Origin of the sequence: Qipengyuania sp., assembly GCF_042095715.1 — a bacterium.
Taxonomy (GTDB): domain Bacteria; phylum Pseudomonadota; class Alphaproteobacteria; order Sphingomonadales; family Sphingomonadaceae; genus Qipengyuania.
In genome coordinates, this window is record NZ_JBELMO010000048.1 from 1 (window position 1) to 26,677 (window position 26,677).

Genomic DNA, 26,677 nt, shown 5'->3' on the forward strand with positions numbered 1-26,677 from the left:
CCATAGGATTCCCGATAATTGATTGTCATCCAGTGCCCGTAGAGCTTGGCCACACCATAGGGACTACGTGGATAAAAAGGCGTCTGTTCGTTCTGGGGAATGGATTGAACTTTCCCGAACATCTCCGATGTCGATGCCTGGTAGAAGCGGATCGAAGGATCAACAATGCGGATCGCCTCCAGAAGGTGCACCACCCCCTTGCCAGTGATTTCCGCCGTCAGCAGAGGTTGCTCGAACGAAACCGCGACGAAACTTTGTGCCGCCAAATTGTAGACCTCGTTCGGGCGGTGTTCCTGCAGCAAGCGGATTGCCACTGCCTGATCGGTTAGGTCGAATTCGACCAGCTTCAGATTGGGATGCCGATCAATGCCAAGCTCTTCGAGACGCCAGAAGTTGCTCGAACTCGTGCGCCTAAATGCGCCCAGAACTTCGTATCCGAGCGCGAGCAGATGCTCGGCCAAATACGCTCCGTCCTGACCTGTGATTCCGGTGACGAACGCTCGCTTCATTGGTCTTCCATCAGTGTGAATATTGGCACAATTGTATCACCAGCCCATGCCACGGGTGTCGATCCGCACGCCATCGGGCGGCTGAGCGGTTTTGAAAACACTATGGTCGACCAGCAGAACATGAATGTCAGCTCGAGTTGTTTCTTGAAAGTTTACCAAACGCGCATTCGCCAGGCCCGTGGGAAGCTCATCCACATACGGTTCGACAATTAGCACCTCGCACCGCGCGCCTGCAGCGACCCGCCTTGCGATGGCCAGCGCAGGACTGTCGCGAAGATCGTCGATGTCGGGTTTAAACGCCAGACCGTAAAGCGCGACGACTGGGCGCTTCTCGTTAGCAACCATGTCGATCGCCGCATCAATCTTCCTGAGGACCCAGTCGGGCTTGGCGTCGTTCACTTCGCGCGCGGTACGGATCATTCGAGCCTGTTCTGGCGCGGAAGCGACGATGAACCACGGATCGCAGGCGATGCAATGCCCGCCGACGCCAGGTCCGGGTTGAAGAATGTTCACGCGTGGATGGCGGTTGGCAAGGCGGATCAGTTCCCAGACATTGATGTCGAGCCGGTCACTGATCAAAGAAAGCTCGTTGGCAAACGCGATGTTGACGTCGCGAAAGGCGTTTTCCGTGAGCTTGCACATTTCGGCAGTGCGCGCATCGGTGAGGATGCACTCGCCTTCGACGAAAGTGGCATAGATCGAGCGCGCTTTTTGAGCGCAAGCAGGGGTGATGCCGCCGATTACGCGATCGTTGCGCACCAATTCTACCAAGACGTTGCCGGGCAGCACGCGTTCGGGACAATACGCGATCGCAATGTCGGCTTCACCGTCAGACCTCGGCATCGCCAGATCCGGCCGCGCTTCGGATATCCAGCGCAAAACCTGTTCGGTCGCCCCAACCGGCGAAGTCGATTCGAGAATCACCGTATCGCCTTTTCGCAACACTCCCGCGATTGCCTCGCATGCGCCGCGGACATAACTGAGGTCCGGCGTACGATCGTCGCGAAACGGTGTGGGTACCGCGATCAGAAATGCATCGGCCGGCTCGGGCACATCGCTCGCCCGCAACCGTCCCTCACCAACCACTCTGGCGACCATTTCATCAAGCCCGGGTTCGACGATATGGATTTTGCCTTCGTTGATTGTGTCGATTGCATGCCGATCAATGTCGATACCGATGACCCGGCATCCCACATCCGCCAGTACCGCGGCAGTAGGTAAGCCGATATAACCAAGGCCGACAACGGATAGTGTCGGCCTGGTCATGCTGGTCCAGCCCCTTCCTTCAGCGGTCGGCCTTTCGACCAAGCGACCAGACCGTTGACAATCCGGCCGCATGCGGCCCCGTCGCCATAGGGATTATGGGCGAAACTCATGCGCGTGTATTCCTCTTCGTCAGTCAGCAACCGCTCAATCTCGCTTACAATAGTGTTGACGTCGGTGCCGACCAGCTTGACCGTTCCTGCCGCGACGGCCTCCGGCCGCTCAGTGGTGTCGCGCATCACCAGCACCGGCTTGCCGAGGGAAGGAGCCTCCTCCTGAACCCCTCCCGAATCAGTGAGCAGCAGATAAGCGCGGTCCATGAGATAGACAAACGGCAGATAGTCTTGCGGTTCGATTAGCTGCACGTTTTCGATGCCCGCAAGTATACGGTTGACCGGTTCCTGCACGCTGGGATTTAGGTGGACGGGATAGACGATATCGACATCGGGGAACCGGCTCGCGACTTTGGCGAGAGCCTCACAAATCCGTTCGAATCCGCCGCCAAAGCTCTCTCGTCGGTGTCCCGTCACCAGAATCATGCGGCGATCGTCCGACAGTTCCGGCAGCCCCTTGGCGATTTCCTCGCGCAGTGCCGCATCGCCGCGAAGTCGCTCTACGACCTGAAGCAGCGCATCGATCACCGTGTTACCGGTTACCATGACCGTTTCTTCGGCCACGCCTTCCCGGTACAAATTGGAGGCAGAGGATGCGGTTGGTGCAAAATGCAGTGTCGCCAAGGCACCCGTGAGCTTCCGGTTGGCTTCTTCCGGCCAAGGAGCATAGAGATCGTGGGTCCGTAAGCCTGCTTCGACGTGCCCGACTGGAATCTGGCGATAATAGGCTGCAAGACTTGCCGCAAACGTCGTAGCCGTATCGCCATGCACAAGCACGATATCGGGAGTGAAGGTCGCGAAAACCTCGCGCAGTCCGAATAGCACCGCGCTCGTCACATCGCTGAGATCCTGGCGCGGCCGCATGATATCGAGATCGAAATCGGGCTCGAGACTGAAGATACGGAGCACTTGGTCGAGCATTTCGCGATGCTGGGCGGTCACGCAAATTTGACAGTCGATGCGGGGATCGTCCGCCAGCGTCAGCGCGACCGGCGCCATCTTGATCGCTTCGGGACGCGTCCCAAAGACAAGCAACACTTTAACCGCCATGCGAACGCCACCGCTCTAAACCCAAATCAGCGCGCGCCTTGGCATAGTTTGCCCAGAGCGGCTACCCATGTTTGAGGGCGGGCGGTGTTCAGGAAAGATCGCAAGGTCCGAAGATCGCTTGTATAGCGAGCGCGAAGGCGGTAGCGGGACCGCAGACCAGAAGGCGACATTTCACAATGTTGCCGCAATGCGGATCGTCGGCAGAGTCAGCACGATCGCCACGCGGTTTCGAAGGGTCCTCGTGGGAATGTTTGAATCGATCGTCGGGCCTCTACTCGCTTTGCCGCGGATTTCGAAACGCGTCATCTCTATCCTAGTCGATATGGGGCTGTGCACCCTGGCGGTCTGGCTAGCCTATTATCTGCGCCTCGGCACTTTCGCGTCGCTGGACGGACGGCCGACGATCGCGGTGGTCGTTTCGATCGCTATCGCGGTTCCGATGTTCATCGTTTCTGGCCTTTATCGCGCGGTGTTGCGCTATGCTGGGCAGGAGATCGTATGGGCGACGATCCGTGCCTGCGCGAGCTACGGCGTCTTATATGCCGCGATCTTCGCGACGTACGGCATCGACGGGGTCCCTAGGACGGTCGGCATCATCCAACCGCTGCTCCTCTTTGCCCTGGTCTTCCTGTCACGGGCGAGTGCCACCTATTTGCTGGGTGGCGCCTACCGCAGAATCAGCCGCCCTGCACCGTTAGACCGGACCATGATCTATGGCGCCGGTCTATCGGGGCAGCAGCTTGCGGCCGCGATTGCTGATGGCGGCAGCATGCGAGTGGTAGGTTTTCTCGACGATGACCACACACTGCACGGTCGCACCATCAGTGGGGTGCGGGTTCATGATCCACGAACACTCGAAACGCTGCTGATGCGTTATGAAGTGCACCATGTCCTGCTCGCGATCCCATCCGCATCGCGCACACGGCGCAACGAGATTATCGCCCGGCTTCGCGACGCGCAGGTAGAGGTTCGCACTCTGCCCGGCGTGCTCGACCTTGCGCATGGCGCCGTTCGGATTGACGATCTGCGACCATTGTCGATTGAAGATCTACTTAGCCGTCCGCCTGTGCCACCCGAAACGGATCGTCTATCCGCAGCCCTGTCGGGCCGCACCGTTCTTGTCACCGGTGCAGGCGGGTCGATCGGCAGCGAATTGACCCGCCAAATTCTTTCGCTCAAACCCGATTGTCTGTTGCTCGTCGACATAAGCGAATTCGCGCTTTATTCGATTCACCGCGAGCTCGAAGCTCTGAATCTTTCGGGCTGCGAACTCGTCCCGCTGCTTGCTTCCGTCGTCGATCACGAGCGAATGGCGCTCATCCTGCGCACCTGGAAACCGCAGCAGATATACCACGCGGCTGCCTATAAGCATGTTCCCCTTGTCGAGCACAACATCATCGAGGGCGTACGCAATAATGCGCTGGGAACTCAGATCGTCGCGCAGCTAGCGCTTGAACACAAGGTAGAGAATTTTGTGCTCGTGAGCACCGACAAGGCGGTCCGCCCCTCGAACACCATGGGCGCGTCCAAGCGGCTAGCCGAACTGATCTTGCAAGGTCTTGCTTTAGGCGATCCGCAAACCTGTTTCTCCATGGTTCGCTTTGGGAACGTCCTCGGGTCGAGTGGCTCGGTCGTGCCTCTGTTTCGCGAGCAGATTCGCGCCGGTGGTCCGATTACGATCACCGATCCCGCGATGACCCGCTATTTCATGACCATACCGGAAGCGGCTCAATTGGTCCTGCAGGCAGGCACGATGGCCAAAGGAGGGGAAGTCTTTGTTCTAGATATGGGCGAGCCCGTAAGTATCCTTGATCTCGCGAGAAACATGATCGAGCTTTCGGGTCTAACCGTGCGCGATGATGCGAATAGCAACGGCGATATCTCGATCCGCGCGATCGGCTTGCGCCCCGGAGAGAAACTTTACGAAGAACTTCTTATCGGCAACAATCCGCAGGCCACCGCCCATCCACGCATCATGATGGCGGCCGAAAAATCGCTGCCGTGGGCCGCGCTGCACAACCGTCTGGTCGATATGGCCCGCTACGTTGAGGCGCACGATGCAATCGCGATACGGGATCTCCTCCTCAATCTGGTCGAGGAATTCGCCCCGACAGACGGGTTGATGGACTGGATACACCTCGCCGATCAACGGCTCGAGAAGGAATGACATGACAAACGTGAAAAGCGCATGGCCACGTTTCAGCTCAGAGGAGGCTGATGCTGTTGCCGCAGTGATCCGGTCGAACCGCGTTAATTACTGGACCGGCGAGATCGGCCGCGCGTTCGAACGCGAGTTCGCGGCATGGGCAGGCAGTGCGCACGCAGTCGCGCTTGCCAACGGCACACTGGCACTCGACGTTGCGTTGCGTGCGCTGGGCATCGGTCCAGGCGACGAAGTGATCGTGACGCCGCGCACCTTCATCGCGTCGATCTCATGCGTTGTAAATGCAGGCGCGATTCCTGTGTTCGCTGACGTAGACCGCAACAGCGGTAATATCAGCGCCGCAACAATCGCGCCGTGCATCACCGGACGCACACGCGCCATTATTCCGGTGCATCTTGCCGGATGGCCGTGCGACATGGACGCGATCATGACGCTCGCTCACGACCACGATCTTAAGGTAATCGAGGATTGCGCCCAGGCCCATGGCGCGCGGGTCGGATCGCGCAGCGTCGGCACGATAGGCCATGTGGGCGCTTGGTCGTTTTGTCAGGACAAGATCATGACCACCGGGGGCGAAGGGGGGATGGTCACCACCGACGACGAGACAATATGGTCGGCGATGTGGTCCTTCAAGGACCACGGCAAAAGCTGGGAAGCGGTCTACGAGCGCACGCACGAACCGGGCTTCCGCTGGGTCCACGAAAGCTTCGGGACGAACTGGCGGATGCTCGAAATGCAGGCCGCGATCGGCCGCATCCAGCTCGGTCGCATCGCCGGATGGACCGCACGGCGGACCGAGATCGCTGATCGGTTGGCCAGCGCGATTGCCCCGTTCGACCGGGCGGTACGGGTGCCGATGCCCGATACGGATTTGACCCACGCCTTCTATCGCTTTTACGCTTATGTCCAGCCTCAAGGACTTGCAAGCGATTGGTCCCGCGACCGGATCGTCGCTGAGCTGAATGACGAAGGGGTGCAGGTAATGCATGGCACCTGTTCGGAAGTCTATCTGGAGAAGGCGTTCGACAGCACACCCTTCCGTCCTTCCGAACGGCTTCCGGTGGCGCGCGAATTGGGTGAAACGAGCCTCATGTTTCTTACCCATCCAACCATGGATGATGCTGAACTGGACCGCGCGGCATCGGCGATAGACCGGGTACTGACGGCGGCGTCGGCGAATTGACCTGCATGCGCGCTGACGCGATTTTATCGTCAGCGCGGAGCCATTGGACGGGCTGGGTTCCCGATCACCGTTTGCCCGGCAGCCACATCTTTGGTTACGACCGCTCCCATACCTACGACTGCTCCTCGCCCGATACGAAGGGGCTTGTCTGGCCTACCCTGTTTCAGGATTGCTCCAGTTCCAATATAGGCATGGTCTTCGATATGAACGTTACCATTACAGTGGACGCCCGGGGCAAAAGTGACGTAATCTCCAATTATGCAATCGTGCGCGATATACGAATAAATGTTCGCGTGAAAAAATGCGCCGATCCGAATGGTCGATGTCAGATGCGTGAAACCACACAGGATTGACCCCTCACCGATTACAACATCGTCCAACACCATAGCATTAGCAGCGCGCACCTCGGCCGTACCGATCCCTGCGGTTTTGCATCGTTCTGCTAGCCTCTCGCGAACATTGGCGTCTGCGATCGCGATCGCAACAAGCTTCTTTTGCGGCAGAGCGGCAAAATCTTCGAACGACAAGATCGTTTGGCCGTCGGCCAGGCGATCGTCGATAAAGACGATCCGGGTTTCGCTATTCCCGTACTGAGCACGAACGAGCGGCATAACCTCCCGTCCGAAGCCACTGCAGCCATAAACGCCAATACAGCGCATCTCGTTTCCTCTCAGATTTACTCGTTGCCGGTGAACGGTGCCATCGTCGCCTCGCCTTCCGCTGAGATTCCGTCGCGCACCAACACCTTTCGCAGAGTCAGCCACAGAATTTTAAGGTCGAGCGTAAAAGTGCGGTTATCGACATACCATAAGTCGAGCGCGAATTTCTCTTCCCAAGACAGGGCATTGCGGCCGTTTACCTGCGCCCACCCTGTCAGACCAGGACGCACTTCGTGCCGCCGGGCCTGTTCGGCCGAATAAAGCGGCAGATACTGCATCAGCAACGGCCGTGGCCCGACTAGACTCATCTTGCCGTGTACAACGTTGATCAGGCCCGGCAACTCGTCGAGGCTGGTGGAACGCAGCAGTCGCCCAAATGGCGTCAGCCGCTCGGCATCGGGTAGCGGTCGACCTTCGCGATCGAGCGCATCGCGCATAGTTCGGAACTTGCACATCTGGAACGGGACCCCGTTAAGCCCAGGACGCTGCTGGACGAACAAGACAGGGCTACCAAGACGCACCCATACAATCAGCGCAACGGTCAGCAGTAGAGGGCTGAACAGGATTAGCATTGCCGAAGCAGCAATCAGATCAAATGCACGCTTCACGGCCTATGGGATTTCGTCGCTCAACCGTCAGGGGAGGCGCAGCAGTGCCGGACAAGTGCTACAAACACAAGCCATGTGGGGTCAATGATTGCTCAAAGCCGCACTGTAGGATCGTCGAAGCTGACGTACACATCGCAATCGATGAACGCCGATCCGCTTTCGCGGAACTGTGCGGTCTGCGCTGCGGCAATGCCCACCAAACCGTTCTCATAAACATTGTCAGCAAGCAGGATGTCTCTTGCCGCGTTGATGATTCGGATTGCCGCACCGATTCCGTCGGCACGAAAACGACTGTCCCGAATTGTCACTCCTGAAATTCCGTCGATCAGACAAGCATGGTTCATTTTGCCTGTCGTCTTACCGGCATCCACGCGGATGTTGGACATGCTGATGGCGTCGACCGGGCCATAAAGGAAAATACCTGGTCCACCTCCCCGCGCATTATCGGCGGCAGCGACATCGATGTTCGTCACATCGCTGCTTAAGACTCTGCCGGTACTCCCGCCGAATCCAGCGTAGACGCCAACAATCCCTCCGAAGCTGCCAAGGTAGTTCGACGTTCCTGACACATCGTCGATCAAGTTATGCGCACAGTCTGCATTGGTGTCGTTACTGATCGCGGCCGCGGACGTGACGTTTCTTACACGCAGCCGCCGGATCGTCGATCGATTACATCCTTCGAGAACTGCAACGTGATCAGTCACGTTCATGCCGCGACAATCGATAATCAGACCTTCATTTGCCCGCATGAAAACGCCATCGCTGGGTTTGATGTTTGCGTCGAGCCCGAGGTCGAGGAAGGTGCATCGCCGTACTATCGGCCGGAGCGCGCCGCCCGAGATTGTCAGCGCCGCAGCGGAATGCGGTACGCCATTAATCATGGCCCCAAGTGTGTTGCGAAAGATACACCTCTCGGCCCGAAAATCCTTAGTTGCATTAGCGACGACTGCCATTAGCCTGACTGCGGCAGATCCTCGTTCCTTCCTATTACAATCGAAATCGATACCTTCGATCGTAACTCCCGTGGTGCCCGACAGGCTCAAGAGATACTCGAACGACGTACCGCTCCCAGCGCGGACGACGGCGCCATATCCCAGCAGACGCGACGATGACAATCCTTGCCCGTCCATGGGGGCGGACAGCGTGTAAACACCCGGTTGAAGGACCAGATCGCCTCCTCCGCGAGCGATGAGCTCTCCAATCGCACGCGCCAAGACCGAGTCCGCCATACCGGTTTCTGGCGCAGACACTTGGACAGATCCGATCCGACCATTCGAAGCTGATCCGCGAACGGCAAGCGTCGTCCCCGACACGGCTGCAGCCAGAGCAAGAACGTCCCGGCGACGAAGCTTGGACGTGTGCATGACCTGTTTCCTAGGAGTGACGACGTGAATCTCGGATGTTAACGATTATCCAGTTCGCGAGGTTCCTTACTTGGGCTCGGCATGAATATTGGTAAAGGCTCCTATCAAAAGGACCTGAACCCTTTGCGAAGCACCCGGACGCCGGTTTTTTGGTCGAACGCGGCGAGCCGCGAACTCCCGCAATTGGCCACGAAAGCTGAAGGTCGTGTGTGGACGCTCGTTTCTTGTCGCACATCGCGATCGGGGTTGGTAAATGCGCGGGATTTGCTAGGCTGCAGCGCGATGAAAAATGCTCGGTTGTGTTCACTGGTCGCCTTCGGTCTAATGGGCGCATGCTCCTCTGCCGACGTCCCAAAAGCGAATGGCGATATGTCCTACCAGAAAGAATTCACAGCAGACGATAAACGCGTTGCGAAGGTCCTTTCGATCGGCGGAGAGGATAGCATTCCGGACGCGTCCCCCCAATACCGAGCCACTTTGTGTAGCCTTGCGTTAGAATCGATCGCGGATCGGATGCTTGGGGAAGGCATCCTGACAAACGAACAGCAGGAAGCCTTTACATCGGCTCAGTCTCTTTACAGCCGTCGCGCCGCTGCAAATGCCTCCGTAGAAGAAAGGGCACAGCTGGTGAGCGATGTGGAAACAAGCTATCCGAACCGTAGCGAGCGCGCGAGGTTTGCAATCGGGTGCCTGCGCGACCTAGGTTAAAGCGCTTCCTTTCTAATCCTGGAGACAACCATCTACGATCTCCGCCGGGTCGATTTGAGAATCGTTAGATTTCGGAACCTTTTCTATCCTAGGGCCTATAGAGATTTATCGCATTGATAATTGTAGCGGCGAGGCGGACCATGAGCGCGGCGCTTTGGTTGCCGGTAGCACCTGCGCGGCACGGCCAGCAGACCAAACTCACCCGCCACCGGTCCGGGCACGGCCCCCGTCCATCTGCACCCCGCTCTATCGAAAACGCCAACATTGCAACCGTTAGTCGAGCAAAACCGCCGCCGCAAAAACCTGAACATGGCCCCTCATTTGCGCGGCCCCCGTGGCCCCGTTTCATCCGCGCGTTCGAACGGTGAGGTCGCGTTCGCTGTCGCGTCGTACGTGCGATCGACGCGATTGCGTAGGCGGTTTTGGACACGGTTTTCAATCCGGTTGTTGATCCGGTCGAGCGGTTCGATGTTCGGGCCGGTTTCCTCGCGCGACTGGCGCTTACCGATTTCTCCGACACCAGTATCCGCCGTGCGTGCCGCCTTGCGCAAGCCTTCACCTTGGCTGCGCGCTTCGACTTGGCGCGCACCCGGATCGATGGGAAATGTCTGCGCCGCTGTAGGCGTGCCCGCAACCATCGCAGCCGCGATTATCATGCACCCCGGACGCATCATTCCTCCGGCATCAGTCGCGCGGTTTCGATCTGACCACTGACGCCCATGATATCGTCAGTCGAACGGGCCATGAGCGCCAAGATCGGTGCCTCGCAGCCCTGCGGCACGACGAATCGACCGGTGAATCGCCCGCCGTTGCGGTCCGAGTTGGGGACTTCAACGCGGCCCAGTTCGCGACCGTTCTGGCACGTCAGCGTCCAGTAGGGGCGTGACCGGTCCGGCTGATCGATCCCGCGGCTTCGGCCATCTATAAGATAGCTCCCTGCCGGAAGTAGCTGTGTTTGGCTAACCAGTTGGCCTCCGACGCTGGGCGGGACCGAGAAGTCGAGCAGACCGGCTTTCCCTTCGCGCAGGATCGCCGCGGAAATGCGCGTGTCGGTGCCTGCGCGCCAGTCGAACACGGACCGCGTCTGCGCTTCCAGCGCGAATCCGGGATCCCGCGAGCGGTCGCGCCGAGCGCTCGGGTGGAAAGTGCGATAATACGCCCAGGCTTCGTCCGGCTTGTTCTGGGCCATAAGTGTATTGACCAGACTGGCGCGCAGATTTTCATCAGGCTCCAATCCGATTCGGCGACCTTCCCTGAAGATCGCGATCGCACCTTCTGGCTCGACGCCACTAGTGGCGGCGTACGCGATAAACCCATCCTTCCACACCGGATCGGTGGCCAGAATGGAAAGCAAGGCGGTGCGAATGCGCGGTTCGGCCATAGCCGCACTCAATGTGGGGAACAGGATCCCTGCGGCGTCGCTCGAAGTGCGTAGGGCAATGTCGTAATTGCGCAGGGCGCCCGCGATGTCGCCACGGGTCACCGCTTCCTCGATCGCCCACAGGCGCGGGCGCAGCTCCCGCCTGGTCAGGGCAATGGAGTAAGAAAAGATGCGGTCCGTCTGCGCCGCATCGCCTCGCAGCTCGGCCTGAAACCCCAGCACTGTAAGGGCCTCGGCCGCCGTCGGGTCCGCCATCAGGGCCCGTCGGGCGAGATTAGCGGGCAGTGACTCTGGATCGCCGGTCGGCGCGCGCGAAAAGGCATTCTGCGCGTAATCGGCGAGGATCACCCCATTGCCCGGCGCCATGGCGTGCGCACGCGCCGGATCAACCTTGGCGACCACACGGGCCAGACTGCTGGTGGTGCCTATGAAACCGAGCACTACGAGACCTAGCGCCAGCCCACCGCGCACAGCCCAATCCCGGCCCGACCGCCTTGCGAGTTCGCTGTCCCGGCGGCGCGAACCCTTCCCTCCTCGCCTGTTCGCGTGTCGTGCCATCAGGCGCCCTTCGTCTCCGCGTCGCGCCCGTAGCCGTATCCGTACTCATAGCCGTAGCCGTAATGCGCCTTGCGCGATTCGAACTTGGTCAGGACGGCACCGAATACGCGCGTGTGCGCGGCCTGCAGCCGGCCTAGGGCGGTCTTGACCTGGGTGGATTTGATGCCGTGAGATTCGACGGCATAGATCACGCCTTCGACATGCCCGGCGATCAGAGGCGCGTCGGCGAGCCCCATCACGGGCGGAGAATCGACGATGACATGGTCGTAATCACGGTGCAGCAAATCGATCAACTGCCGCATCCGACCCCCGGTCAGCAATTCCGCAGCGTTGGGCGGGATGGGACCGGCCGACATCGCGTCGAGGCCCAGATCCTCCATACGGAAGATCGACGACCGATATTCATCGTCGCCAGCGAGGAAATTGCTGACCCCGTGTTCGTGGTCGACATTGCCGAGTTGATGGACCGAGGGCGAACGCATGTCGCCGTCGATCAGGATCACCCGTTTGCCAGAGCGCGCGAGCATGGTTGCAAGAGCGAGCGAGGTGGTAGACTTGCCCTCCGCAGGCCGGGTCGACGTAACAGAAAAGGATCGTGGCACGCCGTGCTCGGTCGTGAATGCAAGATTGGTTTGCACCGCGATATAGGCATCGACCAGTTCCGACTTGCGGTCGAGCAGCGCCTCGCGCGGGGTCTCGTGTTCTGTCGTTTTTGGGACTGATCCGAGCAGGGGAAGACCGAGCCGGCGCTGTACTTCGGACGGATCGGCGATCGCTTCGTCGAGTTGCTCGAGCCCAAAGGCGAGCGCGGCACCTAGGCCGACGCCTGCCAACAAAGAAACAAGAAGATTGACCAAAAGTCGAGGACTCGAAGGCCTTTCCGGAATATTCGCAGTATCCACAACGGCAATATTGTTGACGCCAACACCTGCTGCGACACCAATCTCTTTGAAACGCTGCAGCAACCCGTCGTAAAGCGCGCGGTTGGTATCCACTTCCTGTTGAAAGATATTATACTGAATCGATCGGCGTCGGAGGTCGAGATAATCGCCTTTCAATGCGTTCACGCGCTGCTGCAATGCTTCTTCGCGTGCCTGGGCCTGCTGAAACTCAGCACGAACCGAGCCCGAAACCCGGAATTCTTCCCGCGTGATCGCACGGTCGAGCTCGTCGATCTGCGACTGAATTGCTTTGGCCTCGGGATAACCTGGTTCGAACCGCACCATTAGCTGCTGATATTGTGCAGCCAATTCGGCCCGGCGTTGTCGGAGATTGTTGATCGCTGTGTTGTCTAGAGCCTGCGCGGAGGCACCGCCGCTGGCCGCTTGTCTAAAGCGCGATTCTGCGGCGATCCGGTCTGCCGTCGCTTCGTTCAACGCGGTATTCAGCGCCGCCAGATTGTCGACGACGATGGAACGTTCTTGGGTCGTCGTCCCGTCTCCGCCCGATTGCGAGGGCAAGTTGATGATCTCCTCGCTGGACGCATAGGCGACAAGTTGCTTCTGAGATTCGTCGAGCCGCTCTTTGTATTCCGCCAGCTGGCGTTGTAGCGCGTCACGGCCGTAGGATGTTGCCTGAACCTTGCGTTCCAGATTGGTGGTGATGAAGTTTTCAGCCCACGAGTTCGCGACCCGTGCCGAGAACGTCGCATCCGGGCTCGTCATCGAGATATCGACCAAGCGCGACAGTCTGGTGGGGTTGATCCCTATGTGATCGAGCAAGATATCGGCCGCCTCGCGCAATCGTTCTGGCCGACCTTGCGCGAGATAGCGCCCATTGCTGATCTGGAACGCTGACTTTTCTCCGCTGTCGAAATCGAACATATCGAAGAAATCGGGATTATCGACCAAGCCCAGCTCGCTCGCCACACGTTCGGCGAGCGATCGCGCACGCAACAAACCATATTGAGTCTGGTAGAACTCTTGATCGGCAACGCTCGTTTCGCGCTCAACACCTTGAATGTTTGTGACTTGGTCGGCCTCGCGCGAAATCTCGATCGTGGAGGTCGCGGTATATTGCGGCGTCATGAGCAGGGTGACAATCAGACCCAGCAAAACACATCCCGCTATCGTGGCGAGAATCATCCACCGCCAGCGCCGCGCAATCCGTAAATATTGCTCCAGCATCGACGGTCCGTCGCTTTCCGGTTGTCGTGAATGGTCTGCGGCGATCGTTTCGTTCATGTTTTGACGATGCCCTAATTGGGGAGATAGAATGTTCATGAAACCGATCGGACTATTGCAGCAAAGCTATGACAGGCGCCGCGAGCAGAGGCGCGAGGCTTACGAGATCGCGGAACATACGACGTTGGGGGCTATCCCCAACCACCACCAGGTCATTCGCATAAAGCGACGGATCTTCGTAAAGGCCGCGACGGATCGCGCTGATGTTATACAATCCGGCCACCCGCTGCCCTTTGACGGTACGTAAGATCACAACATCATCTTCGTTGGCAAATTCGGTTAGGCCCCGGGCCGAAGCCACCGCGCGCAACAAGGTCATCTGGTTGGTCACGGGATAGAGACCCGGTTCGACAACCTGCCCGTCAACCGTCACCACTTGGCTCACCGAACTGATAATGTTCACGGTGACGTTCGGATCGCGCACATACCGGCCTGACAATTGCTGTTCGATATCCCGGGCCAATTCGGCCGCGGTTTTGCCGCCTGCATCGATCGCGCCGATCAGCGGCATCGCAATGCGGCCACCGGAATCCACCTGCATTTCGCGGCTAAGTTCCGGAACGCCGAACACGTTCACGGATATGGTATCAAGTGGCCCAACCAAGGCGAGCCGATCTTCGGCTACGAGATCACCGCGGTCGGGAACAGGCAAAGCGGCCTGCCCTTCGATTACGGTCAAACCCGGCGCCGATTGAATTGGCGGCTGACCCGCGCATGCCGCAAGCATGCACGCTGTAGCCGCTAGGCCGACGATATTACGCATAGAAAATCGCATCCGATCGGGAAATATGGCGCAAGCCCTATAGATTGCACCAGTGCAGAGGTAAAGTTAGGGGTGTGCTACTGGCCCAATCAGAAATCCCGTGATGAACGAGTACCCGAATGCAGCCAGACTCCTGCGATTACGATAATTGCCATAATCATCGGAGTGCGTGCGGGATAGTCCGGTATGCTGGCCAGCATGACAAGCAACAGGCCGATCGCTCCGGTCCGAGCCAGTCCGGTTCCTTGCCCAGATCGCCGCCAAGCCTTGATAGTGGCGATCACGACCCACACCAAAACTCCTCCCAGCAGCACAGCGCCAGCGAGCCCCCCATTGAGCACCACTTCCAGCCAGTCATTGTGTGCGTGATTGAAATAGAGGGGCTGCAATAGCGCGTCCGGTTCTCCGATACGGTAAACCGGATCGAACGTACCGAAGCCTGTCCCCGCCGGAAAATAATGCCCCAGCATATCGATGATGGTCGGAAAGGCTTTCGACCGCAAATCTTCCGCCACCGCGAGATCGAGCGCTCGGTCGATGGCGACGGCTCGGCCCAAAAATAAGGATAGGACCACGGCACCAATAACCCCAGAGGCGACGGAAATGAGAATTGTCACGCAGGCCCAGCGCGGCAGAGTCCGCAATTCGCGGATCGCATTGGCACGCACCATCATGAAGCCTACCACTATCGCCAAAATTGCCAGGAGAATACCGGCACGCGATCCGGTTGCGAATGTAACCAGCAGAAAAAACGGCAACAGGGCCAGTGCCGCGACTGATTTCCAGCGGGTGTGGCGCTCCCCCCGGAAACTCCACATCGGAGCGATGAGGCAGCCCAAGGCTATGAACAGCGCAAAATGATTGCGGTTGGCAAAATTACCAGAAACCACGCCGACCTGGTAGTTGATGAACGGATTTGCAAAACTCGCGCCCGAAAATTGCAGCAGCGCTAGGATGCATCCGGCAAACACCAAAGCGAGCAGCACCGCCGCGATACGCCATTGTTGCTCGCGACTCAGCTGTGCGCAGAGCACCAGTACAACGGCCGGCACGACCAGCGATCCCAGCGCGTTGGCGGTTGCCCCCGGGGAAATCGAAATGGGGCGCCAGGGCTGCGGCTGTCCGCTCACCTCTGCAGCCTGTACCAGCAAGTGGCGCCCCGGTAACGCGGTCCAGATCGCCGGGGGTAACGGCAAGAGTTGCAGCGCCACCAGAACGATTGTGAGGCCGAGCAGAATGGCGATCGGTTTCACCCGCCGCCATTCGAAACGGGCCGAGAACAAAACAAACCCAATCAGAAAGGCCCAAGCGAAAAAACGCACAGCACCTTGTCCCGAAACATCGGCGCGCGAAGCCCCTCCGGCGATCCAAAGGATCACGAGGAAAGCGCTCAGTAACCAAAAGGAAAGGCGGGCGCTGAAATCGGGGCGAGAAACGGCTTTGGCTTGCATCGAGGCCGTTTAACGAAAAGCGGGCCCCCCGCAAAGTGCGTCTCTTCATACTTTCCGGGGCGGTCCCTTCGTTCCGTAGGGCGAGGCCCACGTCCGCCTCTGCCATGAAAAGCGCACCGGACGCCCCAGTTTCAGCCGTGCCTTTGGAAGCCAGCCAAAATGCAGTCTGCACCAATCAGTGCGGAAACGAAAATCGCGGGGAGCGGCCTCTCTATAAGATCGGCGATGCCGATAGCCGAGGGCAGGGCGATGCGGCGGCGATCGCCATGCACACCCACTTGACCGCCCGGATCATGTGCGCGGTCAAACCATGAAGCTCTCGCCGCAGCCGCAAGCGCCCTTGGCATTGGGGTTTTCGAACACGAAGCCGGCGGAAAAATCGTCTTCCACCCAATCCATGGTGCTGCCGATCAGATAGAGCACGCTGGCGCCGTCGATATAGAACACGCCACCGGGGGTTTCGATCTTCTCGTCGAACTTGGCTTCCTCGGACACGTAATCGACCGAATAGGCGAGGCCGGAGCAGCCCCGGCGTGGGGTCGACAGTTTTACGCCGATCGCGCCCTCCGGCGCCTTGCTCATCAGTTCGGCCACACGCTCCTCAGCGCGCGGCGTCAGCGTGACGGCGGCCTTAGGGGCCGGTCGTTGGGCGGGACGGGTCTTCACGTCGGTCATAGCATCCCCAATTCGAGGCGGGCCTCGTCGGTCATCTTGTCGGGGCTCCAGGGCGGATCCCACACCAGCGCCACCTCGGCATCACGAACGCCCGGCACGGTGCCGACGCGCAGTTCCACCTCGCCCGGCATGCTCTCGGCCACCGGGCAATGCGGGGTGGTCAGCGTCATGGTGACCTTCACGTCCCCGTCTTCGGTCGCGTCCACGCCGTAGATGAGCCCCAGGTCATAGATGTTCACGGGGATTTCCGGATCGTAGATGTCCTTCAACGCATCGACGACCGCCTCGTAAAGCGCGCCGCCGGGTTCGCCCGCCTTTTCCGTCTGCGGTTTGGCGGCAAGGAAGCCCTCGAGATAATCCCGCTTGCGCTCGAAGCTTTCGCGCGGCGTTTCTGCGGGCTGCGGGGCAGCCCCGTCCACCGCGTCCTCCACTCTGGCGCGGGGCGGCTTTGCCAGCACGTCCTCGCCCGGGGCGGGCGCCGCGATGTAATCCTTGGTCTGCTCTTCGCGCGTCTCTTGCGTCATTAGCCGAAAATCCTCTGGGTGCGTTCGATGCCGCGCATCAGCGCCTCGATGTCGCTCTCGTCCGAATAGAGCCCGAAGCTCGCCCGCGCAGTGGCGGGCACGCCGAGATGCTGCATCAGCGGCTGCGCGCAGTGGTGGCCCGCACGGATCGCCACATTCTCTTCATCCAATATGGTGCCCAGATCGTGAGGGTGAACCCCCTCCATCGCAAAGGATACGATGCCAGCGGATCGTTCGGGCCCGAATAGCGTGACCGAGTTCAATGTCCGAAGCTGCTCACGCAGCTGGCTGGCGAGTTCACACTCGCGATCAAGCGCCTGATCGACACCGTGCGCGGCCAGATAGTCGACCGCCGCGTGGAGCGCGATCGCTTCGGTAATCATCGGGGTCCCAGCCTCGAAACGCTGCGGCGGCGGCGCGTAGGTCGTCGATTCGAACGACACCTGATCGATCATCGCGCCGCCGCCCTGCCATGGCGTCATCCCCTCGAGCAGCGCCTCGCGCGCCCACAGCACGCCGATCCCGGTCGGGCCGTACAGCTTGTGGGCCGAGAAGGCGTAAAAATCACAATCCAGCGCCGCCATGTCGAGTGCCAAGCGCGGCGCTGCCTGACAACCATCGACCAGCAGCTTCGCGCCCACCGAATGCGCCAGATCGGCGGCTTTCCTGACGTCGAGCATGCTGCCCAGAACATTGGAAACATGGGCCAGCGCGACCATTTTCGTGCGCGGCGTCAGCAGGGTTTCCAGCGCCTCGAGGTCGATGCAGTGATCCTCGGTCAGCGGGCACACGTCGATGCACGCGCCTGTCTTTTCGGCGACAAGCTGCCAGGGCACGATATTGGAATGGTGCTCCAGCGTGGACAGCACGATGCGGTCGCCCTCGCGCAGATTGGCCCCGCCCCAGCTTGCCGCGACCAGATTGATCCCCTCGGTCGCCCCGCGCACGAACACGACCTCGTTCTCGCTCTTGGCACCGATGAACTGCGCCACGCGCCGCCGCGCCGCCTCGTATCCCAGCGTCATCTGCGCGCTGCGGCCATAGACGCCGCGATGCACGGTCGCGTAATCCTCGCCCAGCGCGCGGCTCATGGCATCGATCACGGCGCGCGGCTTCTGTGCCGTCGCGGCGGTGTCGAGATAATGCCAGCGTGCGCCGTCGGCGGTAAAAAGCCCCGGAAAATCGGACTTCACGTCGAAGTTTGCCGGTGCGTTCACAGCTCGCCTTCCAGCTTCTCGAGCGCCATGGCCATCATCCGCTCGCGCGCGTCTTCATCCTCCATCGCTACAAAGGCATCGCCGAGGAAGGCCTGCACCAGAAGCCGCCGTGCCGCGTCGGGCCCGATGCCGCGCGCCGCCATGTAATAGCGCGCCTGCTCGTCGAGCTGCCCGATCGCGGCACCATGTTCGCATTTCACATCGTCGGCAAAGATTTCGAGCTGCGGGACCGAGTTCACGCTCGCTCCGCGCTCCAGCAGTAGCCCCTTGAAGCTTTGCGCCGCGTCGGTGCGCTGTGCATCGCGGACCACATCGATACGGCCGAGGAAATTGCCCGTCGCCTTGCCCCAGGCCACCGCCCTGACGACCTGATTGCTGGTGGCATCGGGCTCCTCGTGCGCGATCCGCGTTACGATCTCGCGCGTCGTCTCTCCACCGCCCAGCACCACGCCGCCAAGTTCGAAATGCGCGCCTTCGGCAAGCGTGACGACGACTTCCAGACGCCCCAGATCACCGCCCGCAACGACCGCGAACAGCGCGGCCGTGGCCCCTGCGCCAATCTTCACGCGTAGCCGGGTGAGGTCGACGCCTTCGCTGCCATCCAGAACGAACGTCTCGGAAAAACTTTCGCCGGCTGCGACTTCGATATCGCGCCAGTTGTCGAAGGTGCCGAAGTCCATGCCGGCCAGCGCATCGGTATCCGAATAGCGCCATGCTTCGTCCCTGCGAGTGGGAAGGATGATCGATTCGCTCATACGCCAGCCCTTTCCCGCGCCAGCTTGGCAACGGATGCGTCCTCGTAAGTCTCCATGCAGGGCTTCATCGACTGCGCCACTGCGTCCATCCGGGACTGGCGATCCGCTTTGGGCAGGCTGGCCGAAAGGACCGCCTGCATCCGGCCGTCGACCTGCTGCGCGCAATATCGCATCGCGTCGCAGCGGATGGCGTCCAGCGCCGCGTCGCCGCTGGTCTTGCGGGTTTTGCAGACGAAATGATCGCCCTTCTTCTTCATCGACCCGCGCCACGTCGCCAACCGCTTGCGGATCACCGCGATCTCGGTCGAGGGCGCCGGCGGGGCCGGAGTCGCAGCCACCGGAGCGGCGGCAGTCATCAGGAGGAGGGCGGACAGCATCACGCCGCCTCCATCACCGCGTCGTAACCTTCGCGCTCCAGATCCTTCGCCAGATCCGGGCCACCGGTCTTCACGATCCGGCCCTTGCTGAGGATATGGACGTAATCGGGCTGCACATAGTCGAGCAGGCGCTGGTAGTGGGTGATCAGCAGCACTGCCTTGTCGGGCGCGCGCATGATGGCATTGATGCCCTCGCCCACGGTTTTGAGCGCATCGATGTCGAGCCCGCTGTCGGTTTCGTCCAGCACGGCGAGCCTGGGGTCGAGTATGCCCATCTGCACCATCTCGGCGCGCTTCTTCTCGCCGCCCGAAAAGCCGACGTTCACGTTGCGCTTGAGCATGTCCATGTCGAGCTTCAGGAGGGCGGCCTTTTCCTTGGCGAGCTTCAGAAATTCGCCACCATTGAGCGGTTTCTCACCGCGCGCCTTGCGCTGCGAATTGAGTGCCTCGCGCAGGAACTGGACATTGGAGACGCCGGGAATTTCGACCGGATACTGGAAGCCCAGAAACAGTCCGGCGGCGGCGCGCTCGTGCGGCTCCAGATCGAGCAGGTCCTGCCCGTTGAAGGTCACCGATCCGCCCGTCACTTCGTAGCCCGGGCGACCGCCCAGCACATAGGCGAGCGTGGACTTGCCCGCGCCATTGGGCCCCATGATCGCGTGCACTTCGCCCGCGTTGAGGGAGAGTGTCAGCCCCTGTAGGATCGGCTTGTCCGCCACAGTGGCAAAAAGGTCTTTGATTTCTAGCATTTGGTCATCTCGATCTGACGAAAGGTCAGGGTAAGTTCACCCCTTGCGAGGGCGGGAATAGTGCTGGTTGGGATTGGCCGCGGCATGGGCGCGGGCCTTTTCCTTGCGCAGGGCGATACGCTCCCGCATCGCCACGGTGACGGTCTGGAGGACGCTGTCCATGTCTTCCAGAATGGCCTCTGCGGGAATGCGGACGACCTTGATATCGACCGCCTCCAGGCTCTTGTCGCGCCGCTTGGCGATAACATCGTCCTGATCGGGCTCGTCGATGGCGAGCGCCAGGCCGAGGACGTGATTGCCGAAATCGACGATCGCGCTGCCGATCACCATGTGGCGCGTGAACTTGTAGCGCCCGAGATCGGCCTCCGCGAACCGCTTCGCGAGCGCCTTGTGCGCCGGGCTCGAATGCCGCCGCATATCGCGCGCCCGTTCATGCAGCGCATCGAGCCGCTTCTCCGAAATCTCCCACCCGCGCCCCTTCTTCTTGAGCGCGGGCGCGGCGTCGGCGGTTTCGCTTGGGTCGCGAAGCTGGAGGGTCTTGCGGTCAGTCATTTGCCTTCCCCCCTCTGGGCACGAAGTAGGAAAGATATACTGATCGCGGACAATAACGGAGGCACCCAGATAATCGCCAGCCAAGTCCAAAAAGCGGAATCATAGATCGAAAGCACAGGCGGCAGCACAACGATATGACCTGCCGAAATGGCTACCACAGCCCAAACAAGAATAGTGGTCATCACGCTCACGAAAGCAAAGATTGCCCAAAGTACCTTGGTCACCCCAATCTCCCCTCGAGCGAAATTGAAGCGCGTGCGCAGCATCGAGTCACTCATTCAAAACCTCCCGCGCGGCTGGGCATGCCTGCCGGGTGAAGGCGCACATGCGGTGCGCGCGGGAGAAATGTCGCATTTCATGTAGATCGTATTCTCTCAGTCTCGGGGACCCCGTTCGGTCAGCAGACCGTTCACGGGCAATGTCCGTGCGCGTAGATCCGCCGGACCGTTGGGAAGCACCCGCCTGATGTAGCGCAGGTAATTGACGTTGCGCTGGACAGCGTTGGTCGACCGCGAGCGATCGAGGTAGCTGTCATAGCCATCGCGGCAGCTCTCGAACGCCGTGTTGCCCGGCACGAAAGCGCCCTGTTGGAACGAGGCATCGTCGCGGATCGCGCTGGACACGCAGCTCATGAACCCGATGACTTCCGTGCCGACGGTCTTGTCGTCGCGCGCCAGTTCGGCTGCCTGCGCATCCATCGCATCGAAGCGAATCCTGAGGCTCCGCTTCGCGAACTTCGCATCTGCGCGATAGAATCGGTCGAGAACCGCGTCCGCTTCCATCAGCAGAGCGTCTCTCGTGGCCACGCAGTCGGGCGCCGGTGCAGCATAAATGCATGCCCCATAAGCCAGTGCAAAGGGTACGCTGGCCGCATCGATCTGCGACGGCAACGCCTGGGCGGGGCTGCCAACAGCAGAAAATCCGCCGGCGACAAGTGCTAAAGCCAAAGTCTTATTGCGCATGATACTTACCTCCATGATGTGGTGAGTAAGTCGGATCATAGCAGAAAAGCGCATTGGCCCAAAAAGTTTGGAGCCCTGCTTTGACAGACTGAAAAACAGGAGCCATCACCCCACGCTCCCTTCCAACGAAATCGCCAGCAGCTTCTGCGCCTCGACGGCGAATTCCATCGGAAGTTCTTTCAGCACGTCCTTGGCGAAGCCGTTGACGATCAGCGCCACGGCTTCCTCCTCGCCCAGGCCGCGCTGCATGGCGTAGAACAGCTGGTCGTCGCTGATCTTGCTGGTGGTCGCTTCGTGCTCGATCTGCGCGCCGGGGTTCTTCACTTCGATATAGGGCACGGTGTGCGCGCCGCATTTGTCGCCCAGCAGCAGGCTGTCGCACTGGGTGAAGTTGCGCACCCCATCGGCATTGGCGGCCACGCGGACCAGCCCGCGATAGGTGTTGTTCGATTTGCCCGCCGAAATCCCCTTGGAGATGATCGTGGAGCGGCTGCCCTTGCCGTTATGGATCATTTTGGTGCCGGTATCGGCCTGCTGGTAATTGTTGGTGACGGCGACGGAATAGAACTCGCCCACGCTGTCCTCGCCATTGAGGACGCAGCTGGGGTATTTCCAGGTCACCGCGCTGCCGGTTTCGACCTGCGTCCAGCTGATCTTGCTACGCGCACCCTGGCACAGGCCGCGCTTGGTCACGAAATTGTAGATCCCGCCCTTCCCCTCGGCATTGCCGGGGTACCAGTTCTGGACTGTCGAATATTTGATCTCGGCGTCTTCCAGCGCGATCAGTTCCACCACCGCGGCGTGGAGCTGGTTCTCGTCGCGCATGGGCGCGGTGCAACCTTCCAGATAGCTGACATAGCTGCCCGGTTCGGCGACGATCAGCGTGCGTTCGAACTGGCCGGTGTTCTCGGCATTGATGCGGAAATAGGTGGAAAGCTCCATCGGGCAGCGCACGCCTTTGGGGATGTAGACGAAGGTGCCGTCGGAAAAGACCGCGCTGTTCAATGTGGCGAAGTAGTTGTCATGCTGCGGCACAACCTTGCCCAGCCACTTCTTTACCAGCTCAGGATGTTCCTTGATGGCTTCCGAAATCGACAGGAAGATGACGCCCGCCTTCTTCAGCTCCTCACGGAAAGTGGTGGCAACGCTGACAGAGTCGAACACGGCATCCACCGCGACCTTGCGCGCGCCTTCGACCCCCGCGAGCACCTCCTGCTCCGCGATGGGGATGCCCAGCTTGTCGTAGACCGCCTTGATGTCGGGATCGAGCTCGTCGAGACTGGCGAGCGTCTCCTTCTTCTTCGGCGCGGCGTAATAATAGGCATCCTGGTAGTCGATGGGCGGATAGCCGATCTTGGCCCAATCGGGCTCGGCCATGTCCTGCCACAGGCGGAACGCCTTCAACCGCCAGTCGAGCATCCATTCGGGCTCGCCCTTCTTGGCGCTGATGAATTTCACCGTGTCTTCGCTCAGGCCCTTGGGCGCGAATTCGGTGTCGATGTCGGCGTGCCAGCCGAATTCGTAATCGGCAGCCTTCGCCGCCGCGTCGCGCGCGTCCTGATCCATTTCGGCGCGATCGGAGATGGTTTCGATAGTTTCGCTCATGCCGGTTCCGGCTCCATTTCAATTTCGCGCGCCAGCTGCGTCAACGGAATTGCCGCCAGCGCACCGCGCAGTGCCGCGTTGACCATCGGCCAGTGCGCGCGAACGCGGCAATCCTGATCAACCTTGCAGCCCTCTCCATCGACGCATGCGGTGAGTGCTATCGGCCCTTCCACCGCCTCGACGATATCGGCCAGCGTTATCGCGGCCGCCGGGCGTGCCAGCTGCAGCCCGCCGCCCGCGCCGCGAACCGAGCGCAGAAGACCCGCGCCGGTCAGCCGGCTGACCAGCTTCTGAACCGTAGGCGCGGGAAGCCCCGTCTCGGCCGCCAAATCACCCGCCGAGGTACGCGCACCACCACAATGGCGCGCAGCGGCGCACATGGTGACGACGGCATAGTCGGCGAGATTGGAGAGGCGCATGATTAAATCGGACCGTTTCGTTCCGATTTCAGGTAGGGAGGGTGCAATCGCCTCTCAAGCGGAATCACCTATTGCGAGTCATTCTCTTTCCTTGCTTCGGGCAAGGCGGCGACCTGCGGCGGGATTTCGCGGAAGTTGCGGACATCGATCAGGGCGGACAGGATCGACTGGTTGTCACCCACCATGTCCCCCGGCGTACGCCCCACGAAATGCCGGATTTCGCGAATCATGTGGGACTGATCGTAGAAGCAGTCGGCCAGCTCGTCCTGTTCTTCTTCGCTGAGGTCGGGCTGGGAAAGCAGGGAAATCACCCGCAACGCCCGGTATTTGCGCTTCAGTTCCCGCGGCGGCAATCCGAAATAGCGCTCCACCAGCCGCTGGGTCTGACGGCGCGAATAAGCGCTGCGCTCGAACAGGGCCTCAAGCGAGGGATCGAAGCCGGAACCGAGCCATTCGGCCACCATGCCGATAAGGGTCGCGTGGCGCGAATTGACCGGGCGCAACAGTCCGGACACGCATTGCGCAAGTCGCTGGCACAGCTCCGCACCCGACGAGCTCGCCAGATAATCCGCGATCAGCTCCTGTCCGACGAGTTCGACATCCTCTCCCAGATAATCGCGAGCCGGCAATAGCTTGTCGGCCCATTCGCCGGCATGCAGACCGGTCAGCGCCGCCCATCCCAAGGGCGAAAGCGCGGCCCCGATACAGTGAAACGGTCCCTCTACCTCTATCGGCACGGCCGCCCCGCACGGCGTCATCAGCGAAACCGGATGCGAAGGATCAACACGGCCACCCGCAAACCGCATAACTCCGTGGCCGCGAAGAAAGACCATGAGATGGCCGACTGCCGCCGGCTGGAAATCGCGTATCATCAGCTCGTCGCAGCGGAAGTGATAAAGAGTCGTAACGAAATCGGCGATTACGGGCGGCGGTGGGTGATAATCCAGCGTAAACAGCGCTTGAGGCGTCAGGTTGCCGGCAAAATTCCCCGGAACGGCCAGGGCGTCGCCAATCACATCATTGTCAACCATAAATGCCCCAGACATCGCGAGGTGGCGAACCGCCAATGCGGAGACTCCCCTTGGCGCAGGGGCGGTTCGCACTCGAATCGAACCGCCCTTATGTCCTGAAAATGGACAAAAAAAGGGCGGCCCAGTCAAGAGCCGCCCCTATAAGTTGAGAACCCGGTACAACAAAAAGTGCCGAGCCCTTCGGGTCGCAGGGCAGTATCTAGCTCAGATTGCGAAGCGTTGATTGTATCGAAGCGACATTTGTGGCGAAATGCGATTTTCGGCCGCAGGACATGATTGTCGCGATCCCAACGGGCCGTCTCGACACGCGCCGCGGGCGTGCTTAGGCGCCTCACGTCATGCTGTTCCGTCTTGCCCGCCCCGCTCTTTTCGCTCTGTCGCCGGAACGGGCGCACGATCTCACGATCGCGGCTCTCAAGCGTGCGCCGGGTCGCTCTCCGCCGCGCCAGGGGCCACTTTCGACCACGGTCGCAGGGCTCGCATTCCCCAACCCCGTGGGGCTGGCGGCCGGATTCGACAAGAATGCGCAGGTGCCCGATGCGTTGCTGGGATTGGGCTTCGGCTTCGCGGAGGTCGGATCGATTACCCCGCGCCCGCAGGCCGGCAATCCCAAACCGCGCCTTTTCAGGCTGGTGGAGGACCGCGCCGTCATCAACCGCATGGGGTTCAACAACGGGGGGGCCGAGGCGGCGCTGCCCAACCTTGCCCGTCGCCAGGGCCGGCCCGGCATCGTCGGGATAAACATCGGCGCGAACAAGGACAGCGCGGACAGGATTGCCGACTATGCCGAGATGGCGCGCGCCATGGCGCCGCATGCGAGCTATATCGCGGTCAATGTCTCCAGCCCCAATACGCCAGGCCTGCGGGCGCTGCAGGATGAAGCCGCCTTGCGCGATCTGCTCGGCGGCGTGATCGCCGCCCGTGACGAAGCCACGCAAAGCCACCCGCCGCCGCCGGTGTTTCTCAAGGTCGCCCCCGACCTGACTGCGGCGGACATCGATTCCATCGCCAGGCTCGCGTTGGAAAGCAAGCTGGGCGCGCTGATGGTGAGCAATACCACCATTTCCCGCCCCGGCCTGCAATCGTCGCAGAGCGCAGAAACGGGCGGGCTTTCCGGCGCTCCGCTGCTCACCCTTGCGCTGGAGCGATTACGCGACTTCCGCAAGGCCACCGGCGGCGCGCTTCCGCTGATCGGCATCGGGGGCATCGGCAGCGCCGAGCACGCCTGGGAGAGAATCCGCGCGGGCGCCAGCCTGGTCCAGCTCTACAGCGCGTTGGTGTTCGAAGGCCCGGGCCTCGTCCGACGCATCGTGAGCGGGCTCGAAACCCTGATGCGACGTGATGGCTTCGGCTCGATTGCCGAGGCGGTCGGAACCGAATAGACACCCCCGATGCTCAATCGCCTCATCCCCCCGCTCGCCGCTCTTTCCCTCCTCGGTGCATGCACCACGACACCCGCCGGCCCGGCCCGCATCGCCAGTGTACCGGAGGATGCAGCATCCGATGTCGGAACCGTGAGCGCCGCCGATCCGCGCGCGCAGGAGGCGGGGATGGTCATGCTGAGGATGGGCGGCAATGCGACCGATGCGGCGCTGGCAACCATGCTGGCGCTGACTGTGGTCGAGCCGCAGAGCTCGGGCATCGGCGGCGGCGGCTTCTACGTCAGGGGCGCTGCCGATGGAAATGTGGAAACCATCGACGGGCGCGAGAAGGCCCCGGCGGGGGCCACCCCCCAGTGGTTCCTGAACCCCGATGGGAGCCTGCCCGATTTTCGCGCCAGCGTCGAAAGCGGGCTGAGCGTGGGGGTTCCGGGCAATATCGAACTGGCGTGGGAAGCCCACAAGCGCTTCGGGA

At 60.8% G+C, this 26,677-nt stretch carries 28 protein-coding genes and 1 pseudogene; 5 read left to right on the forward strand and 24 right to left on the reverse strand.

Going from position 1 to position 26,677, the window contains the following annotated elements; all coding sequences use genetic code 11:
* The 3 genes from ACFDTG_RS11410 to wecB form a co-directional block, all read right to left on the reverse strand.
* Nucleotides 1-509, reverse strand: a 509-nt coding sequence (locus ACFDTG_RS11410; protein ID WP_375291169.1) for a GDP-mannose 4,6-dehydratase, incomplete at its 3' end; no start/stop codon positions are given.
* A 36-nt stretch (nucleotides 510-545) separates the two neighbouring features.
* A complete protein-coding gene (wecC, locus tag ACFDTG_RS11415; RefSeq protein ID WP_375291170.1) occupies nucleotides 546-1,775 on the reverse strand; it encodes a UDP-N-acetyl-D-mannosamine dehydrogenase in 1,230 nt (409 codons plus the stop codon).
* Nucleotides 1,772-2,935, reverse strand: a complete 1,164-nt coding sequence (wecB, locus tag ACFDTG_RS11420; RefSeq protein WP_375291171.1) for a non-hydrolyzing UDP-N-acetylglucosamine 2-epimerase — start codon at nucleotides 2,933-2,935, stop codon at nucleotides 1,772-1,774. The genes wecC and wecB overlap by 4 nt, the downstream gene beginning before the upstream one ends.
* A 322-nt stretch (nucleotides 2,936-3,257) precedes the next feature.
* Between wecB and ACFDTG_RS11425 the strand changes: the two genes are divergently transcribed.
* Nucleotides 3,258-5,102, forward strand: coding sequence for a polysaccharide biosynthesis protein (locus tag ACFDTG_RS11425; RefSeq protein WP_375291172.1), 1,845 nt, complete (start codon nucleotides 3,258-3,260; stop codon nucleotides 5,100-5,102).
* 1 nt (nucleotide 5,103) lies between these two features.
* A complete protein-coding gene (locus ACFDTG_RS11430) occupies nucleotides 5,104-6,282 on the forward strand; it encodes a DegT/DnrJ/EryC1/StrS family aminotransferase (RefSeq protein ID WP_375291173.1) in 1,179 nt (392 codons plus the stop codon).
* A 29-nt stretch (nucleotides 6,283-6,311) separates the two neighbouring features.
* Here ACFDTG_RS11430 and ACFDTG_RS11435 read toward each other — a convergent pair whose 3' ends face one another.
* The 3 genes from ACFDTG_RS11435 to ACFDTG_RS11445 all read right to left on the reverse strand — a co-directional run bounded on the left by ACFDTG_RS11435 (nucleotide 6,312) and on the right by ACFDTG_RS11445 (nucleotide 8,913).
* On the reverse strand, nucleotides 6,312-6,941 hold the full coding sequence (locus ACFDTG_RS11435) for an acetyltransferase (protein ID WP_375291174.1): 630 nt from the start codon (nucleotides 6,939-6,941) through the stop codon (nucleotides 6,312-6,314).
* Between the two features lie 17 nt (nucleotides 6,942-6,958).
* Complete coding sequence (locus tag ACFDTG_RS11440) at nucleotides 6,959-7,549, reverse strand: sugar transferase (RefSeq protein ID WP_375291175.1); 591 nt, start codon at nucleotides 7,547-7,549, stop codon at nucleotides 6,959-6,961.
* A gap of 92 nt (nucleotides 7,550-7,641) precedes the next feature.
* The gene (locus ACFDTG_RS11445) at nucleotides 7,642-8,913 is read right to left on the reverse strand and encodes a hypothetical protein (RefSeq protein WP_375291177.1); all 1,272 of its coding nucleotides are present in this window, start codon (nucleotides 8,911-8,913) and stop codon (nucleotides 7,642-7,644) included.
* A gap of 81 nt (nucleotides 8,914-8,994) precedes the next feature.
* Here ACFDTG_RS11445 and ACFDTG_RS11450 point away from each other — a divergent pair, with 81 nt between their 5' ends.
* Nucleotides 8,995-9,621 (forward strand): hypothetical protein, encoded by a 627-nt coding sequence (locus ACFDTG_RS11450; protein WP_375291178.1) that lies wholly within the window; start codon nucleotides 8,995-8,997, stop codon nucleotides 9,619-9,621.
* 317 nt (nucleotides 9,622-9,938) lie between these two features.
* Here the strand turns inward: ACFDTG_RS11450 and ACFDTG_RS11455 are convergent, their stop codons facing one another.
* The 18 genes and pseudogenes from ACFDTG_RS11455 to ACFDTG_RS11540 all read right to left on the reverse strand — a co-directional run bounded on the left by ACFDTG_RS11455 (nucleotide 9,939) and on the right by ACFDTG_RS11540 (nucleotide 24,823).
* Entirely contained in the window at nucleotides 9,939-10,277 is a 339-nt protein-coding gene (locus ACFDTG_RS11455; RefSeq protein WP_375291179.1) for a hypothetical protein, read from the reverse strand.
* A 14-nt stretch (nucleotides 10,278-10,291) separates the two neighbouring features.
* The gene (locus tag ACFDTG_RS11460; RefSeq protein ID WP_375291180.1) at nucleotides 10,292-11,560 is read right to left on the reverse strand and encodes a hypothetical protein; all 1,269 of its coding nucleotides are present in this window, start codon (nucleotides 11,558-11,560) and stop codon (nucleotides 10,292-10,294) included.
* Complete coding sequence (locus tag ACFDTG_RS11465) at nucleotides 11,560-13,302, reverse strand: GumC family protein (protein WP_375291197.1); 1,743 nt, start codon at nucleotides 13,300-13,302, stop codon at nucleotides 11,560-11,562. The genes ACFDTG_RS11460 and ACFDTG_RS11465 overlap by 1 nt, the downstream gene beginning before the upstream one ends.
* Nucleotides 13,303-13,425: 123 nt before the next feature.
* Nucleotides 13,426-13,782 (reverse strand): annotated as a pseudogene (locus ACFDTG_RS11470) (Wzz/FepE/Etk N-terminal domain-containing protein); the annotation flags it as partial.
* A gap of 13 nt (nucleotides 13,783-13,795) precedes the next feature.
* Nucleotides 13,796-14,506: a polysaccharide biosynthesis/export family protein gene (locus tag ACFDTG_RS11475; RefSeq protein WP_375291181.1), complete on the reverse strand. Its 711-nt coding sequence runs from the start codon at nucleotides 14,504-14,506 to the stop codon at nucleotides 13,796-13,798.
* Between the two features lie 89 nt (nucleotides 14,507-14,595).
* Nucleotides 14,596-15,957, reverse strand: a complete 1,362-nt coding sequence (locus ACFDTG_RS11480) for an O-antigen ligase family protein (RefSeq protein ID WP_375291182.1) — start codon at nucleotides 15,955-15,957, stop codon at nucleotides 14,596-14,598.
* A 303-nt stretch (nucleotides 15,958-16,260) separates the two neighbouring features.
* Nucleotides 16,261-16,632 carry a HesB/IscA family protein gene (locus ACFDTG_RS11485; RefSeq protein WP_375291183.1) on the reverse strand — a complete coding sequence of 124 codons (372 nt, stop codon included), beginning with the start codon at nucleotides 16,630-16,632 and terminating at the stop codon, nucleotides 16,261-16,263.
* The gene (locus ACFDTG_RS11490) at nucleotides 16,629-17,156 is read right to left on the reverse strand and encodes an SUF system Fe-S cluster assembly protein (RefSeq protein ID WP_375291184.1); all 528 of its coding nucleotides are present in this window, start codon (nucleotides 17,154-17,156) and stop codon (nucleotides 16,629-16,631) included. The genes ACFDTG_RS11485 and ACFDTG_RS11490 overlap by 4 nt, the downstream gene beginning before the upstream one ends.
* Nucleotides 17,156-18,373, reverse strand: a complete 1,218-nt coding sequence (locus ACFDTG_RS11495; protein ID WP_375291185.1) for an aminotransferase class V-fold PLP-dependent enzyme — start codon at nucleotides 18,371-18,373, stop codon at nucleotides 17,156-17,158. Before ACFDTG_RS11495 ends, ACFDTG_RS11490 begins: the two co-directional genes overlap by 1 nt.
* On the reverse strand, nucleotides 18,370-19,128 hold the full coding sequence (locus ACFDTG_RS11500; protein WP_375291186.1) for a SufD family Fe-S cluster assembly protein: 759 nt from the start codon (nucleotides 19,126-19,128) through the stop codon (nucleotides 18,370-18,372). Before ACFDTG_RS11500 ends, ACFDTG_RS11495 begins: the two co-directional genes overlap by 4 nt.
* Complete coding sequence (locus tag ACFDTG_RS11505; protein ID WP_375291187.1) at nucleotides 19,125-19,505, reverse strand: hypothetical protein; 381 nt, start codon at nucleotides 19,503-19,505, stop codon at nucleotides 19,125-19,127. Before ACFDTG_RS11505 ends, ACFDTG_RS11500 begins: the two co-directional genes overlap by 4 nt.
* Nucleotides 19,505-20,254, reverse strand: coding sequence for a Fe-S cluster assembly ATPase SufC (gene sufC, locus ACFDTG_RS11510; RefSeq protein ID WP_375291188.1), 750 nt, complete (start codon nucleotides 20,252-20,254; stop codon nucleotides 19,505-19,507). Before sufC ends, ACFDTG_RS11505 begins: the two co-directional genes overlap by 1 nt.
* A 36-nt stretch (nucleotides 20,255-20,290) precedes the next feature.
* Nucleotides 20,291-20,806: an endonuclease domain-containing protein gene (locus ACFDTG_RS11515; protein ID WP_375291189.1), complete on the reverse strand. Its 516-nt coding sequence runs from the start codon at nucleotides 20,804-20,806 to the stop codon at nucleotides 20,291-20,293.
* Complete coding sequence (locus tag ACFDTG_RS11520; protein ID WP_375291190.1) at nucleotides 20,803-21,084, reverse strand: hypothetical protein; 282 nt, start codon at nucleotides 21,082-21,084, stop codon at nucleotides 20,803-20,805. Before ACFDTG_RS11520 ends, ACFDTG_RS11515 begins: the two co-directional genes overlap by 4 nt.
* A 96-nt stretch (nucleotides 21,085-21,180) precedes the next feature.
* Nucleotides 21,181-21,768 carry a hypothetical protein gene (locus ACFDTG_RS11525; RefSeq protein ID WP_375291191.1) on the reverse strand — a complete coding sequence of 196 codons (588 nt, stop codon included), beginning with the start codon at nucleotides 21,766-21,768 and terminating at the stop codon, nucleotides 21,181-21,183.
* Nucleotides 21,769-21,873: 105 nt separating this feature from the next.
* Entirely contained in the window at nucleotides 21,874-23,373 is a 1,500-nt protein-coding gene (gene sufB, locus ACFDTG_RS11530) for a Fe-S cluster assembly protein SufB (protein WP_375291192.1), read from the reverse strand.
* A complete protein-coding gene (locus ACFDTG_RS11535) occupies nucleotides 23,370-23,792 on the reverse strand; it encodes an SUF system Fe-S cluster assembly regulator (protein WP_375291193.1) in 423 nt (140 codons plus the stop codon). Before ACFDTG_RS11535 ends, sufB begins: the two co-directional genes overlap by 4 nt.
* 68 nt (nucleotides 23,793-23,860) lie before the next feature.
* The gene (locus tag ACFDTG_RS11540) at nucleotides 23,861-24,823 is read right to left on the reverse strand and encodes a helix-turn-helix domain-containing protein (protein ID WP_375291194.1); all 963 of its coding nucleotides are present in this window, start codon (nucleotides 24,821-24,823) and stop codon (nucleotides 23,861-23,863) included.
* Between the two features lie 338 nt (nucleotides 24,824-25,161).
* Here ACFDTG_RS11540 and ACFDTG_RS11545 point away from each other — a divergent pair, with 338 nt between their 5' ends.
* Entirely contained in the window at nucleotides 25,162-26,205 is a 1,044-nt protein-coding gene (locus ACFDTG_RS11545) for a quinone-dependent dihydroorotate dehydrogenase (RefSeq protein ID WP_375291195.1), read from the forward strand.
* A gap of 9 nt (nucleotides 26,206-26,214) precedes the next feature.
* On the forward strand, nucleotides 26,215-26,677 hold a 463-nt coding region (locus tag ACFDTG_RS11550; protein WP_375291196.1), incomplete at its 3' end, for a gamma-glutamyltransferase.

Coding starts and splice junctions, on each gene's coding strand:
- wecC (WP_375291170.1), bottom strand. CDS start 1,775: ATGACCAGGCCGACACTATCCGTTGTCGGCCTTGGTTATATCGGCTTA.
- wecB (WP_375291171.1), bottom strand. CDS start 2,935: ATGGCGGTTAAAGTGTTGCTTGTCTTTGGGACGCGTCCCGAAGCGATC.
- ACFDTG_RS11425 (WP_375291172.1), top strand. CDS start 3,258: ATGGGGCTGTGCACCCTGGCGGTCTGGCTAGCCTATTATCTGCGCCTC.
- ACFDTG_RS11430 (WP_375291173.1), top strand. CDS start 5,104: ATGACAAACGTGAAAAGCGCATGGCCACGTTTCAGCTCAGAGGAGGCT.
- ACFDTG_RS11435 (WP_375291174.1), bottom strand. CDS start 6,941: ATGCGCTGTATTGGCGTTTATGGCTGCAGTGGCTTCGGACGGGAGGTT.
- ACFDTG_RS11445 (WP_375291177.1), bottom strand. CDS start 8,913: ATGCACACGTCCAAGCTTCGTCGCCGGGACGTTCTTGCTCTGGCTGCA.
- ACFDTG_RS11450 (WP_375291178.1), top strand. CDS start 8,995: ATGAATATTGGTAAAGGCTCCTATCAAAAGGACCTGAACCCTTTGCGA.
- ACFDTG_RS11455 (WP_375291179.1), bottom strand. CDS start 10,277: ATGATAATCGCGGCTGCGATGGTTGCGGGCACGCCTACAGCGGCGCAG.
- ACFDTG_RS11460 (WP_375291180.1), bottom strand. CDS start 11,560: ATGGCACGACACGCGAACAGGCGAGGAGGGAAGGGTTCGCGCCGCCGG.
- ACFDTG_RS11475 (WP_375291181.1), bottom strand. CDS start 14,506: ATGCGTAATATCGTCGGCCTAGCGGCTACAGCGTGCATGCTTGCGGCA.
- ACFDTG_RS11480 (WP_375291182.1), bottom strand. CDS start 15,957: ATGCAAGCCAAAGCCGTTTCTCGCCCCGATTTCAGCGCCCGCCTTTCC.
- ACFDTG_RS11485 (WP_375291183.1), bottom strand. CDS start 16,632: ATGACCGACGTGAAGACCCGTCCCGCCCAACGACCGGCCCCTAAGGCC.
- ACFDTG_RS11490 (WP_375291184.1), bottom strand. CDS start 17,156: ATGACGCAAGAGACGCGCGAAGAGCAGACCAAGGATTACATCGCGGCG.
- ACFDTG_RS11500 (WP_375291186.1), bottom strand. CDS start 19,128: ATGAGCGAATCGATCATCCTTCCCACTCGCAGGGACGAAGCATGGCGC.
- ACFDTG_RS11505 (WP_375291187.1), bottom strand. CDS start 19,505: ATGCTGTCCGCCCTCCTCCTGATGACTGCCGCCGCTCCGGTGGCTGCG.
- sufC (WP_375291188.1), bottom strand. CDS start 20,254: ATGCTAGAAATCAAAGACCTTTTTGCCACTGTGGCGGACAAGCCGATC.
- ACFDTG_RS11515 (WP_375291189.1), bottom strand. CDS start 20,806: ATGACTGACCGCAAGACCCTCCAGCTTCGCGACCCAAGCGAAACCGCC.
- ACFDTG_RS11520 (WP_375291190.1), bottom strand. CDS start 21,084: ATGAGTGACTCGATGCTGCGCACGCGCTTCAATTTCGCTCGAGGGGAG.
- ACFDTG_RS11525 (WP_375291191.1), bottom strand. CDS start 21,768: ATGCGCAATAAGACTTTGGCTTTAGCACTTGTCGCCGGCGGATTTTCT.
- sufB (WP_375291192.1), bottom strand. CDS start 23,373: ATGAGCGAAACTATCGAAACCATCTCCGATCGCGCCGAAATGGATCAG.
- ACFDTG_RS11535 (WP_375291193.1), bottom strand. CDS start 23,792: ATGCGCCTCTCCAATCTCGCCGACTATGCCGTCGTCACCATGTGCGCC.
- ACFDTG_RS11540 (WP_375291194.1), bottom strand. CDS start 24,823: ATGGTTGACAATGATGTGATTGGCGACGCCCTGGCCGTTCCGGGGAAT.
- ACFDTG_RS11545 (WP_375291195.1), top strand. CDS start 25,162: ATGCTGTTCCGTCTTGCCCGCCCCGCTCTTTTCGCTCTGTCGCCGGAA.